Source organism: Acetobacter cibinongensis (genome assembly GCF_000963925.1).
GTDB classification, from domain to species: Bacteria; Pseudomonadota; Alphaproteobacteria; order Acetobacterales; family Acetobacteraceae; genus Acetobacter; species Acetobacter cibinongensis.
Genome location: NZ_BAMV01000016.1, coordinates 1 through 13,451 on the forward strand (window position 1 = coordinate 1; position 13,451 = coordinate 13,451).

Here is a 13,451-nt window from a genome sequence, read left to right on the forward strand (position 1 = left end):
ATTAAGGTGTTGCGACGACCGGTTGAATCCGCCCTGTCACCGAGCATCTGACTGATGCCTCCTTGACTGGTTGGCACGGCATTGAAGAACCAGACGCACGTTGGACTGCGGGAAGTGCTTTGCTCCCGATGCAACTATATCAGTTAAAAGGTCTTTCTCTTCTCACCATTCAGGTGAAGGCGGCTGGTCCATACATCGTCCGGGACAACCATATTCCAATCAAACTAATGGCGTAAATTCCCTGCTGGAGTTCAGCAGGGCACACTGTCACCTCCTGAATAGTTAGATAAAACTACATATCTATCCCCATGATGCGTAAAATGCTTCAAGAAGAGCAATGCTATCTGGTGCGAGACTGTTTGAAGCAGGAGAATGTTGGTAATGGCACTTACGGTCTTGGCAAAACATCGTTGGGTCACAACATGCCCCACTCGTCTTGTTTCAGGAACAGAAGACGCCGAAACCGTTCATATGGACGGGTGCACATTTGAACGGTCGGCTCTGCCTCTATCAGCCCAAACGTCTGAGCTGAATGGTACGCGCTACCTCAATCTTTTCAGTGAAGGCTGGAAACTCCAGCATTTCCGGCTCTTTAATCCTCTGATTTTTTCCTGCGCTTTTGGGAGTGAAGAGGTTTTTGAATGCCTCCGCCTATCTTTTCATTCTCTGCTGACGGTGGGTGGCTATAAGGGCGACCTTGCCGTCATTACAAATGAGGCAGGAGAGGAGCGTGTTAGGCGGATTCAGCAAGAACTGCCGCTAAAAGGCGTTTTTTCTGTTATTGTCCTGCCAGATTGTCACGATGAAATCGATTTCTGTCTCGCCCGCTTTCGGTTTTTTGATCAGCCCTTTTTCCGTGATCGCCAGCCGCTGATTTATATGGATGCTGATATCCTGTGTAATGCGCCTATCGAACCAATTTTGGCAGATATGGTTTTTTCAGACCGCATACACGTAACTCAAGAAGGTGTGTTGGGTGAAGGTCATCCAGAATCTGATGGGCATTGGTATGGCTGGCGGATGATGGCAGAGGCGGGGATGGAGTTCTCCCGCACGCAGCGTGGTTTTTCAGCGGGTATGATAGGGTATAGCCATAGCGCTCAAGCCTTTGAATACGCGCAACTTATCTTGCAGTGTGCAGAAGGCTACAGGCAAAAAACCGGCAAACACCGGCCATTCATTGGGTATGATCAATGTCTTGCCAATTATATTTTCCTCAAAGCTCAAGTTCTCAGCTTTGATGGCATAGGGGCTGCAGTAACACTTCATCGCCTCCGCTCCGGGTGCGCGCCAGTCTTCCCCTCTGAAAGGCGCGGTCTCATTCACTTTCTGGCTGTGCCGTTCCCGGAAAAACTTGCCGCCATGAAATTGTATGCCGCTCAATAAGGAAGAAGGGCTTCATGCCATTTTCCGCCTTGACGCCAAGTGGCAAGGGCCGCATGTCTCCTGACATGCGAGTTGCTGCCATTCTTCTAGCTGCCGGAACGGGCAGCCGTTATGCCGCCACCAGCGGGTCTGAAACGCCGAAACAATATGTTCGGCTCGCAGGCCAGCCGGTTATCCGCCACGCTGCGCAAGCTTTGTTGCCCCATGTGGCCTGCTTGCAGCCCGTGGGTCATCCGCCGTCCTTGTCTGAGGCATTGCAGGGCCTGACGACACTCTCTCCCGTTGCGGGTGGTGAGACACGGCAGGCCAGTGTGCGTGCCGGGCTGGAAGCACTGGCTGCGCTGCCTGAAGAGCAACGGCCTGATATCGTGCTTGTGCATGATGGAGCCCGCCCCTATGTCACAGCCAAAGTCGTGCGGAATGTGGTGTCTGCCCTAACCGAGCATCCAGGCGCCATTCCCGCCGTGCCGGTGGCCGATACGCTGAAGCGTGAGGAGGGCGGTGTCATCTCCGGCACAGTCTCCCGCGATCATCTGTTTCGTGCCCAGACGCCACAGGGCTTCCGCTTCGGTCTGTTTCTGGACCTGCACCGCGAGGCATCTTCCCTGACAGCGACAGATGATGCCAAACTACTAGAAGATGCAGGCTTCAGTGTAGCTCTGGTGCAGGGCGATGAAGACAATATCAAACTGACTTACGAGGATGATCTTGTGCGCCTTGAACGACTGATCGGCCCGACCCTGCTGCCGCGTGTGGGGCTGGGGTATGACGTGCATGCCTTTGAAGAAGGCCGCCCCCTTATTCTGTGTGGCATTACCGTGCCGCACACGAAAGGGCTGGCTGGCCATTCCGATGCCGATGTCGGGATACATGCCTTGTGTGATGCCATTTATGGCGCACTGGCAGAGGGCGACATTGGCCGCCATTTTCCGCCGAGTGAAAACAAATGGAAAGATGCGGATAGCGCCCGTTTTCTCATTCACGCCGGGCAGCGTATTCGGGAGCGCGGCGGTATGCTGATTAACGCAGACCTGACGCTGATTTGTGAGCGCCCCAAAATCGGCCCCCATGCGGATGCCATGCGTAAGCGCGTCGCAGAACTGCTGGAAGTTGATGTGGACCGTATTTCCATCAAGGCTACAACCTCTGAACGGCTCGGCTTCACCGGGCGTGAGGAAGGGATTGCCTGCACGGCAGCGGTGTCCGTTCTGGTTCCCTGATTTTTCGAGGTGAGTTGGTAAAAGGAAGAGGTGCTCAGGCGAGGGTCTGGGCACCTTTTCTTTATCAGAACGCTTCTAAAAAACTCAGGCAGGATGCAAGAAAACTCTTGCGTATTCTGCTTAATCATTACGATTATAAAAAGATTGATTTTAGGCAGGGATATCGGTATCTGTGCCTAAATCATAGGCAAAGTGGGAAAGACTGTGCAAACGCAATCCGTATTGCGGCCAATAGACCTTGGTGGTGTTCATATTGAGACACCGGTTATTCTGGCCCCCATGTCTGGTGTGACTGATCTGCCGTTCCGGCGGCTTGCCCGTAAACTCGGCGCAGGACTGGTCGTGTCGGAAATGATCGCCTCCTGGGCTATGGTGCGTGAGAACGACAACACATTGCGTATGGCCGAGGTGGCGGATGCTGGTGGCCCCAATGCCGTACAGCTGGCCGGGTGTGATCCGGACGCCATGGCGGAAGCAGCCCGTATTGCCGTGGGGCGCGGGGCGGACCTGATCGATATTAACTTTGGCTGCCCGGTTAAAAAAGTTGCCGTGGGGCAAATGGCCGGATCAGCGCTGATGCGGGATGAGGGGGCTGCTGCCCGCCTGCTGGACGCTACCGTCAAGGCTGTATCTGTGCCGGTTACCCTTAAAATGCGTATGGGGTGGGATCACCAGCACCTTAATGCGCCCGTTCTGGCCCGCATTGCGCAGGATGTAGGTATCCGCATGATTACGGTGCACGGCCGCACCCGCCAGCAATTTTATAATGGTACGGCTGACTGGGCTTTTGTCCGCAAGGTCAAGGATGCTGTTGACCTGCCAGTTATTGTTAATGGCGATATTCTTACGGTTGATGATGCGCGCACGGCGCTGGCTCAGTCCGGTGCTGATGGTGTGATGATCGGGCGGGGCTGTTACGGTCGTCCATGGTTTCTGGCGCAGGTTGCCCATGCTCTGCGTACAGGGCAGGACGTGCCAGACCCCACACTCAGCGCGGAAAAAGAGATTGTGCTGGAGCATTACCGCATGATGCTGGAGCATTTTGGTGAACGCCCAGGCCTGCGTTTGGCACGCAAACATGTGTCCTGGTATTCTGCGGGCCTACATAGTTCAGCCGGGTTCCGGGCTGCGGTGAACCGGGTCGATAATGCGCCGGAAGCCATTAGCATGATCTCTGATTTTTATGATCAGCAGATTGCAGCCGGTGCAGTGCGTGAGCCACGCGCGTCCCGCCACGCAGATGCTGCTGACGCTACGTGTGGAGCCTGACGCACGCGCATGAAAGCTCGCCCGGCTCCCAATAATTCCAGCTCTGCCGCCAGCCTGATACTGGACAATATGCCAGTGCCGGTTCTGGAAATTGGGGCCGATAACGGGATCCGGTTTGCGAACTCAGCGGCAGAGGAATTTTTCGCAACCTCCCGCTCTCAACTGTGTCAGAGCGGGTTGAAGGATTTTGTGCCGGAAGATCATCCGCTGTTCCTGCTGGTGGAGCATCTGCGCAAAATTGGCGGCAGTGTGACGGAGCACGAACTGGTTTTCAGTACGCCGCGTTTCCATAAGGAAGGTATTACCGTGCAGGGCGCGGATATGCCTGAAAATCCAGACGCTATTGTGCTGACATTTCATGATTCTTCCACAGCCCGTAATCTGGACAGGCAACTGGCGTTCCGTTCTGCGGCACGCAGCGTGTCCGGCATGGCCGCCATGCTGGCGCATGAAGTGCGGAACCCGCTCTCTGGCATCAAAGGGGCGGCCCAAATTCTTGAAAATGCGGTTTCAGAGCAGGACAAGGAGTTGGCAAGCCTGATTTGTGACGAGGTAGACCGTATTGATGCGCTGGTTGAGCGCATGGGCATGTTTGGCGAAGCACCAACGGAGTACCGGTCGCTTAATATTCATCGGGTGCTGGAGCATGTGCGGTTGCTGGCTGAGCAGGGCTTTGCGTCCGGCATTCGCATCATTGAGCGGTATGACCCCTCTTTGCCTCATGTATGGGGCAACCGGGACCAGCTCATACAGGTCATGCTCAACCTTGTAAAAAACGCGGCAGAGGCCATTAAGGAAACGGACAAACCGGGCGAAATTACGCTGCTCACCAGTTATCGTCCCGGTATCCGGCTGGCCTTGCCCGGCACCAGCCAGTGGCGGCATCTGCCGCTGGTTGTGACCGTAAGGGACACAGGGCCGGGTATTTCTGAGACTATTCGCCCCCATCTGTTTGAACCGTTTTTAAGTACCAAAATCAGTGGAAACGGCCTCGGGCTGGCACTGGTTGGGAAAATTATGGACGACCACGGTGGTGTTATTGAAGTGGAAAGCCGCCCCGGTCGTACGGAAATAAGCCTCTACCTGCCTATTGTTTCAGAGCCGCCAGCTTCGGGCTGATTTTTGTTCTTTCTGTTTTCTTGACCTGTTGCCGCTGCAACCTTGCTGAATGTGACACGCCGCCATGACCCCACTGCCCACCATTCTTGTTGCTGACGATGACCGCTCCATTCGGACCGTGCTGGGGCAAGCCTTGGGCCGTGCAGGGTATCAGGTTCAGTCAACCCCCAACGCCGCCACCCTCTGGCAATGGGTGGAGGAAGGTGAGGGGGATCTGGTGATTACAGATGTCATCATGCCCGATGGCAGTGGTCTGGACCTTATTCCCCGTATCCGGCAGGCGCGGCCTGACCTGCGTATTATTGTCATGAGTGCTCAGTCCAACCTGACCACAGCAGTCAAGGCAACGCAGCGCGGGGCATTTGAATATCTGGCAAAGCCGTTTGATCTAAAGGAATTACTAAGCGTTGTAGGGCGCGCTCTGGCCGCTCCTGCTCAGGATATGCCAGCCCCTCCTGTGGCGAGTATTCCGGAGGAGCGACTGCCCCTTATTGGTCAGTCCATGGTCATGCAAGGGATCTACCGCAGCATTGCCCGCCTGACGACATCAGACCTGACGGTTATGATTACAGGTGAGAGCGGTACAGGGAAGGAACTGGTAGCTCACGCCTTGCACGAATATGGGCGCAGGCGTGGGGGGCCATTTATTGCGGTCAATATGGCTGCTATCCCGCGTGACCAGATTGAGGCTGAACTGTTTGGGCAGGAACGCACGGCAGGTGGCCGTAGCCCCGGCCGGTTTGAGCAGGCAGCCGGTGGTACGCTGTTTCTGGATGAAATTGGCGATATGCCACCAGAGGCGCAGACCCGTCTTTTACGTGTTTTGCAGGATGGTGAATTTACCACGGTGGGAGGTCGTGCACCCATTCGGGCAGATGTTCGTATTGTTGCCGCCACACATCGGGACCTCCGGCAGGCTATCCGCGCCGGGGCGTTCCGGGAAGATCTGTACTATCGCCTGAATGTGGTGCCTGTGCGCTTGCCGCCTTTGCGGGAGCGGCTTGAAGACATTCCTTTGCTGGCACACCATTTTCTGCGGCTGTGCCGTCAGGCGGGTGGTGCAGCAAAAGTGTTGGATGACTCAGCCATTGAGCGGCTGCAGGCATGGCGTTGGCCCGGCAATGTGCGTGAGTTGGAAAATCTTATTCGCCGTATTGTCGCTCTGTACCCGCAGGAGACCATCGGGGCTGATCTGATTGACGCTGAACTGGCCGAACCCTTGGCTAACGATGTCACAACTGAAAAATCGTTAGTGGAAGAGCCTCTGGCAGAGTCAGTTTCCCGCCATATCATGCGCTACCTTGTGGCCGGGCGTGAGGGTATGCCGCTGCATGACCTGTATGCCCGTGTCATTGCAGAAGTTGAACGCCCCCTGATACAAATGACGCTGGCGGAAACCCGGGGTAATCAGATCAAGGCGGCAACCATGCTGGGGCTGAATAGAAACACCTTACGCAAGAAAATCCGGGAGCTGGAAATTCCCGTTGTGCGTGGGCCTGTCTGACGGCTCGCATGAAAAATTTTTTCCGTAAAGCGCCAGATGTGCGTCCGCGCAGCCGCCTGCATTGGGTTTTCCGCTCGCTTGAGCGTAAAAGTGTTGCGCTCACGCTCGCTGCGCTGGCTCTCGGGTTGGGTTTCGCCACCTTTGTCGTGCTGTCCGGAGGGATGTCTTCCGGGCACTATTATTCCATCATAGAACCATTGGTGGTGGTACTGAACAGCTTGGTCCTGTGCCTGTTGCTGGTGGCTATTGTCATTCGTGTTGGCCCCATGCTGTCCGAGCAACGCAAGGGGCTGGCAGGGGCACGGCTGCATGTGCGGCTGGTTACGCTGTTTGGTATTGTAGCGGTAGCGCCTACGGTTGTTGTGGGCGCATTCGCAGCCCTCTTCTTTCACTACGGTATTCAGATCTGGTTTTCAGACCGGGTGAACACGGCGCTGCGCGAGGCGCTGGAGGCATCCCGAGGATATTTGAGCGAGCACAACGCCAATATCCGGACCGATGCCTTTTCAATGTCCAATTACATCACCAGCGCCCAAAACGAGCTGGCAGCAAGTGGCATGAACCTGTTGCAGGACCATGATGCCCTGGCGCAGATGCTGGACAGTCAGGCAACCATCCGTGGGCTGACGGAGGCGGTGGTTTATGATCCCATCACCAATAAGGTGCGCGCTGCCGGTGGGCTGATGAGCCGTACCGGCTACATGCAGGATCTGCCACCACCTGCCGCCACCACCATGGCCCGCACAAATGACATTGCCATTCTGGATTCGCCTGACGAGAGGACGGTGAGAGCGGTTGTGGAACTCTCCCAGACGCCCGCGCTCATGCTGGTCATTACACGTCTTGTTGATCCCACCATTCTGGAGCACATGCACAGAACGGAAATGGTGGTGGCGGACTATAACCGCCTGAATGCCAATAAAGCTAAAATCCAGCTCACGTTTGTCATGATATTTGCGTTGGTGGCGTTGCTGGTTCTGGCCGCCGCCGCGCTGATCGGGCTGGCCTTGGCCAATCAGATTGCCCGCCCGCTTGGGCTGCTTATTCTGGCGGCACGGCGTATCAGTGAAGGCGACCTTGGGGTGCATGTGCCCGAAGCCGACCGTGACGATGAAGTAACCAGCTTGTCACGCGCATTCAACCGTATGACAGAGCAGCTTGCCAGCCAGCGTTCCGAGCTTATGGCGGCGTACGGGCAGATTAATGAGCGCCGCCGGTTTACGGAGGCTGTTTTGTCAGGTGTTTCCGCCGGTGTGATCGGGCTTGACCGGGAGCAGCATATTGAACTGCCCAACAGGGCTGCCAGCGTGTTGTTGCAAACTGACCTGATGGACGCCAAAGGCACACCGCTGGCCCAGCGTGTGCCAGATTTTGCTGATATTTTGGCCGAAGCCAAAGCCGCGCCGGATCAGGTTATTACCAAGGAAGTGCAGACTGGTCCTGTTGCCAACCGGCGCATGTTGCTTGTGCGTATTGGTGCGGAAATGCAGGGGGCTGTCACCGGCGGATATGTTGTGACCTTTGACGACATAACAGCCCTGCAATCTGCTCAGCGCAAGGCTGCATGGGCGGATGTGGCGCGCCGTATTGCCCATGAGATCAAAAATCCACTTACGCCCATTCAACTGGCCGCGGAGCGGCTCAAACGTCGTTTCCTGCGTGAAATCACGTCAGATCCTGAGACATTTGCACAATGCGCGGATACTATCGTGCGTCAGGTTGGCGATATAGGCCGTATGGTGGATGAGTTTTCGGCATTTGCGCGTATGCCGCAGCCTGTCATGACCAAAGAGGATCTATCCCGTATCGTCCGGGAAGTTTTGGTCTTGCAACGGAATGCACATCCTGAAATTACCTACACGGTCAATTTGCCAGACCGAGGCCCGGTTGTCCGGTGTGACAGGCGCCTGATAAGTCAGGCACTTATAAACCTGTTACAGAATGCAGCAGATGCCATTGCCATGACGGCAAAACAGGGTGATGTTGGGCAAGATGGCGCAAACGTGGCAGGCGCGATATGGATTGGCCTGCAAGAGGAGAAGGACGAGGTCGAGATTTCTGTTACGGATAACGGGGTTGGCTTGCCAATTGATGACAGGCAACGCCTGACGGAGCCCTACGTAACACACAAGGCCAAAGGCACCGGCTTAGGGTTGGCTATTGTGAAAAAAATCATGGAAGACCATGGAGGAGCGGTGCGCCTGCAAGACAGGGCGGAGGAAACAGGAACTGTGGCTATTCTGATTTTGCCGATGAAAGACGACCATGGCTCATGAAATCCTGATCATTGATGATGAGCCGGATATCCGGATGCTCATTGAGGGCATTCTGGAAGATGAAGGGTACGAAACACGGGGTGCTGGCACGTCTGACGCAGCCATAGCAGCCTTTCGCGCTCGCAGGCCGTCACTTGTTATTCTTGATGTGTGGCTGCAAGGCTCCGCGCTGGATGGTCTTGGTATTCTGGATGTTTTGCATGGGGAGGAACCATCGGTTCCTGTCATCATGATTTCCGGGCACGGGACGATTGAGACCGCAGTGGCGGCGCTTCAGCATGGCGCGTACGACTTTATTGAAAAGCCATTTCAGGCTGACCGTCTTCTGGTTGTTGTGCGCCGCGCACTGGAAGCCGCCCGTCTGGCCAAGGAAAATGAAGAACTCCGCCTGCGTGCGGGGCAGGATACAGAGCTGTTCGGCAATAGCGTTCTTGTATCCGCTGTGCGGGGGCAAATTGAACGTGTGGCACCCACAGGCTCCCGTGTGCTGATTACGGGGGGGCCCGGTTCGGGCAAGGAGGTTGCGGCCCGGATGATCCATGCCCGCTCCCGGCGGATGGATGGCCCGTTTGTTGCCCTGAACTGCGCCATTCTGGCCCCCGGACGGTTTGAAGAAGAACTCTTCGGGCTGGAAGGGAATGCGGATGGGGTTGGCCGCCGCACCGGTGTGCTGGAACGCGCCCACGGCGGTACGCTTCTGCTGGACGAAGTGGCGGACATGCCACTGGAGACACAGGGCAAGATTGTCCGGGCTTTGCAGGACCAGACATTTGAGCGGCTTGGTGGTTCCACGCGCGTGAAGGTTGATGTGCGCGTGCTGGCCACAACAAACCGGGACCTGCAAGCCGAGATCATGGCAGGGCGGTTCCGGGAGGATCTGTATTATCGGCTGGCTGTTGTACCGTTGCGTATGCCCGGTCTGCGGGAGCGGCGGGATGACATACCGGGCCTTGCTGAGCTATTCCTGCGCCGTGCTGCGGAAATGGCGGGTTTGCCAAAGCGTGAGCTGTCGGCAGATGCCATAGCAGCGCTTCAGGCATATGAGTGGCCGGGTAACGTGCGTGAGCTGCGTAACCTGATGGAACGGGTCTTGATCATGATGCCCGGCAACACGACTGAACCAATAAGAGCGGAAATGCTCCCTTCTTCTGTAGGGGAAGGGGCACCAGCCTTATTGAAGTTTGATGCGTCTGCCGATGTCATGAGCCTGCCGCTACGTGAGGCGCGGGATATGTTCGAGACACAGTACCTTCAGGCGCAGCTTTTGCGCTTTGGGGGTAATATCAGCCGGACTGCAATTTTTGTTGGCATGGAGCGTAGTGCCCTCCATCGCAAACTCAAGCAGCTTGGTGTAACGTCGGAAGACAGAGGGGCGGGCTAATGTATCTGCACAAAGCAGCGACATTCCGGCTTTAACAAAAAACGAGAATAGGGCCTCAGAGAGTGGAAAAAGAAACCGGATACAACGTGCAGGATGCCTTTTTGAGCCAGATACGCCGCTCACGGGCTTCTGTGACGGTATTTTTGGTCAATGGTGTTAAGTTGCAGGGTAACATTACATGGTTTGACGACACGACTGTTCTGTTGAAGCGTGATGACCAGACGCAGCTTATCTACAAACATGCTATCAGCACTGTCATGCCCTCCATACCGGTTAATGTATTTGAAACAGCGGCGACAGAGCCAACAGACAGAGATATAGCACTTGGCGACGACTTTAACTGAGACAAAACCTACCGCAACACGCGGCGCTGTTATTCTGCCATGGGAGCGTTCAGCCCATGAGCAGGATGTAAGGGCAGCTGAAGCCCGGCTTGAAGAAGCTGTTGGACTTGCTGCCTCCATCGGGCTTGTCATTGTCAGGCAAGCTGTTCTCCTGCTTCGTACCAAACGGTCTGCCACCCTGTTGGGGGTTGGTCAGCTAGAGTCCCTCAAAATTGCCGTGAAAGCGGATGGGATTGATGTTCTGGTCGTGGATTCACGGCTGACACCCGGCCAGCAGCGCAATCTTGAGCGTGAGTTTGGCTGTAAGGTCATTGACCGTACCGGGCTTATTCTGGACATCTTTGGTGCGCGTGCCGCAACCAAGGAAGGGACATTGCAGGTTGAGCTTGCTCATCTCGAATATCAGCGGTCGCGCCTCGTCCGGCTATGGACCCACCTTGAGCGGCAACGCGGCGGGTTTGGCTTTTTGGGCGGCCCGGGTGAAACCCAGATGGAAGCTGACCGTCGGATGATTGGCGAGCGTATCGTCAAGCTGAAGAAAGAGTTGGAGCAGGTGCGCCGCACGCGTGGGCTGCACCGGCAGGCCCGTAAACGTGTGCCGTTTCCGGTTGTGGCGCTTGTGGGCTACACCAATGCGGGTAAGTCAACGCTGTTCAACGCGCTAACCGGGGCTACGGTGTACGCAAAAGACCAGCTTTTTGCCACGCTCGATCCCACCATGCGGGCTATTACGTTGCCATCCGGGCGGCGCATTATCCTGTCTGATACTGTGGGTTTCATCAGTGATCTGCCAACAGAACTGATTGCTGCCTTCCGCGCTACGCTGGAGGAAGTGTCAGAAGCCGACATCATCCTGCATGTGCGCGATATTGCGCACCCCGATAGTGCCGCACAGAAAAAAGATGTATTTGGTGTGCTGCATGGTATGGCGCGTGACAACATGATTGAGGCTGACTGGTCTAGCCGCATGATTGAAGTCATGAACAAGGCGGACCTACTAGGTGGCCCGGAAGCTGTGCCGCAAACGGAAGAAACGGTCGCTATTTCTGCTATTACAGGTGATGGGTTGCCAGAACTCATGGCCCTGATAGACCGGCATATCACTGCCTCCATGGAGGCAGTGCGTTATTGTATGGCGCTGGCTGACGGCGCAGCGGCTGCGTGGCTCTACCAGCATGGGGAAGTAACAGACCGGCAGGACGGTGAGGACGACACAACACTAACAGTGCGTCTGCTGGCGGAAGACCGGGCACGGTTTGAAACACAGTTCAAGCATGTAAAGCCGCTTGTTGCCTGATAAGTTGTAAAATATCGGGACGGGTGTTTGTGAGGGTTTCTATAGCTTCTGTTCCGTGCAACCCATAACGGGGATAGAGAAGACTGCCTGTGCATGTGGTTGTTATTGGGGCAGGAGCTATTGGCTCGTATGTTGGCGCGGCGCTGGCACAAAGTGGGCATGACGTAACTTTTCTGGCGCGTCCTGCCCAGTGTGAGGCGCTGCGCGTGCACGGCCTAAAATATGATACTGCCAATGGACAACAGAGTGTGTCCGTAAAAGTGGTTTCTCAAGCACAGGATTTAAGGCTAGCCGATTTTGTACTGGTATGCGTAAAGTCTGCTGATACAGACCAGGCAGGGCGAGACCTTATTCCGGCATTACAGCCGAGCACCGTTATCTTTAGTTTGCAGAATGGCGTGGAAAACGTTCAGAGTCTTGAAACCGTGATCCATAGGCCTGTGGTGCCGGTTGCTGTGTACATCGCTGTCAGCATGCTCGCGGCAGGCCATGTTGTGCATCATGGAGGCAACCGGCTGGTTATGGGGGAGGCTGATACTACTGAGACTAGCGCAAATAATGCTGCACTTTTTGCGCAGGCAGGTTTTGCTGTCACGGTCTCTTCCCAAATCATGACGGTGCTATGGGAAAAATTGATGGTGAACTGTGCCTATAATGGTTTGTCGGCACTGTCGCAGATGCCTTACGCCCGCATGATGCAGACAGACGGCGTGCAGGATGTTATGGTCACTCTTGTTCAGGAATGTCAGGCTGTTGCATGTGCGCTTGGTATTCCCAGTTCACCAGACTTTATGACAAATCTTTTGACGATCGCAAGCGCTATGCCTGAGCAGATGTCATCGACTGCTCAGGATTTACGGCGTGGCAAACCAACAGAGATAGAGGCTCTGAACGGTTACATTGTCAGGAAAGGGCGAGAGCTTGGTGTCGTTACGCCTGCCAATCAGGTTATTCTGGTGTTAACAAGATTGGCAGAGCAAAGTCATTGTCTGGCTCGCTAATTAATCAAAATCTGTTGCTTTGTTGGGGTCTTTATGGTGCGCAAACAGTGCGGCAATCTGTTCGGGTAAAACTCGGCCTAAAGATAAGTCTTCGGGAATTCCGTCCTGCCCAAAAAAGCGTACTTCGCTGGTTTCTATACTTGTTGTCGGGCTGCCTCCCGTTATCTCCCCTAAAAAGAACAGCTTTGTAACCGTAAATGGTTCAGGGGGCTGATGGCCTTGGGTTGTACGGTCCAGCGCCATGGCGAGTTTGGTAATGCGGACAGTGTAGCCTGTTTCTTCCCATACTTCCTTGGCGGCGCATTGTGCGGCAGTATGGTTTGCATCCGCCCACCCACCGGGAATGGTCCAGCGGTTGGCATCCAGAATTTCACGCACCATCAGAATACGGCCCTGTGTATCAAATACACCAACGCGCACTTCCAGTTTGGGCGTGGCATACCCATGCTGCTGGGCAAATAATGTTTCAATACGGTCTTCAAGTTCTGCACTACCGGCTGCCATCATACGGGCAGCAAGGGTGCGCAGCATCTCATATCGCTCACGGTCAAAAGGGTCTTGTGCGTAAGTCAGACCGGTCTGCGCTATGGCCTGAATGTCCCGTGCCCAGATAAGCCACGCAGGTTCTGCCATGACATCGTCCTTCCGTACCGA

The 13,451-nt window shown here is 55.3% G+C and carries 11 protein-coding genes; 10 read left to right on the forward strand and 1 reads right to left on the reverse strand.

The features are described from left to right. The first annotated feature begins 381 nt into the window (after positions 1-381). The 10 genes from Abci_RS08395 to Abci_RS08440 all read left to right on the forward strand — a co-directional run bounded on the left by Abci_RS08395 (position 382) and on the right by Abci_RS08440 (position 12,797). Complete coding sequence (locus tag Abci_RS08395) at positions 382-1,386, forward strand: hypothetical protein (protein ID WP_048838722.1); 1,005 nt, start codon at positions 382-384, stop codon at positions 1,384-1,386. A gap of 65 nt (positions 1,387-1,451) precedes the next feature. Further along, a complete protein-coding gene (ispF, locus tag Abci_RS08400) occupies positions 1,452-2,606 on the forward strand; it encodes a 2-C-methyl-D-erythritol 2,4-cyclodiphosphate synthase (protein ID WP_048838856.1) in 1,155 nt (384 codons plus the stop codon). A 204-nt stretch (positions 2,607-2,810) separates the two neighbouring features. Next, on the forward strand, positions 2,811-3,875 hold the full coding sequence (gene dusB, locus Abci_RS08405) for a tRNA dihydrouridine synthase DusB (protein ID WP_048838857.1): 1,065 nt from the start codon (positions 2,811-2,813) through the stop codon (positions 3,873-3,875). 9 nt (positions 3,876-3,884) lie between these two features. Further along, the gene (locus Abci_RS08410) at positions 3,885-4,994 is read left to right on the forward strand and encodes a two-component system sensor histidine kinase NtrB (protein WP_048838723.1); all 1,110 of its coding nucleotides are present in this window, start codon (positions 3,885-3,887) and stop codon (positions 4,992-4,994) included. Positions 4,995-5,058: 64 nt separating this feature from the next. Next, positions 5,059-6,498, forward strand: coding sequence for a nitrogen regulation protein NR(I) (gene ntrC / locus Abci_RS08415; RefSeq protein WP_048838724.1), 1,440 nt, complete (start codon positions 5,059-5,061; stop codon positions 6,496-6,498). A gap of 8 nt (positions 6,499-6,506) precedes the next feature. Then, on the forward strand, positions 6,507-8,774 hold the full coding sequence (locus Abci_RS08420; protein ID WP_048838725.1) for a sensor histidine kinase NtrY-like: 2,268 nt from the start codon (positions 6,507-6,509) through the stop codon (positions 8,772-8,774). After that, positions 8,764-10,155 (forward strand): nitrogen assimilation response regulator NtrX, encoded by a 1,392-nt coding sequence (gene ntrX / locus Abci_RS08425; protein ID WP_048838726.1) that lies wholly within the window; start codon positions 8,764-8,766, stop codon positions 10,153-10,155. Before Abci_RS08420 ends, ntrX begins: the two co-directional genes overlap by 11 nt. Positions 10,156-10,217: 62 nt before the next feature. Next, a complete protein-coding gene (gene hfq / locus Abci_RS08430) occupies positions 10,218-10,499 on the forward strand; it encodes an RNA chaperone Hfq (protein ID WP_048838727.1) in 282 nt (93 codons plus the stop codon). Then, positions 10,480-11,796, forward strand: coding sequence for a GTPase HflX (gene hflX, locus Abci_RS08435; protein ID WP_048838728.1), 1,317 nt, complete (start codon positions 10,480-10,482; stop codon positions 11,794-11,796). Before hfq ends, hflX begins: the two co-directional genes overlap by 20 nt. Positions 11,797-11,885: 89 nt before the next feature. Then, positions 11,886-12,797: a ketopantoate reductase family protein gene (locus Abci_RS08440; protein ID WP_048838729.1), complete on the forward strand. Its 912-nt coding sequence runs from the start codon at positions 11,886-11,888 to the stop codon at positions 12,795-12,797. Here the strand turns inward: Abci_RS08440 and Abci_RS08445 are convergent, their stop codons facing one another. Beyond that, entirely contained in the window at positions 12,798-13,430 is a 633-nt protein-coding gene (locus Abci_RS08445) for an NUDIX hydrolase (protein ID WP_048838730.1), read from the reverse strand. Positions 13,431-13,451: the final 21 nt, after the last annotated feature.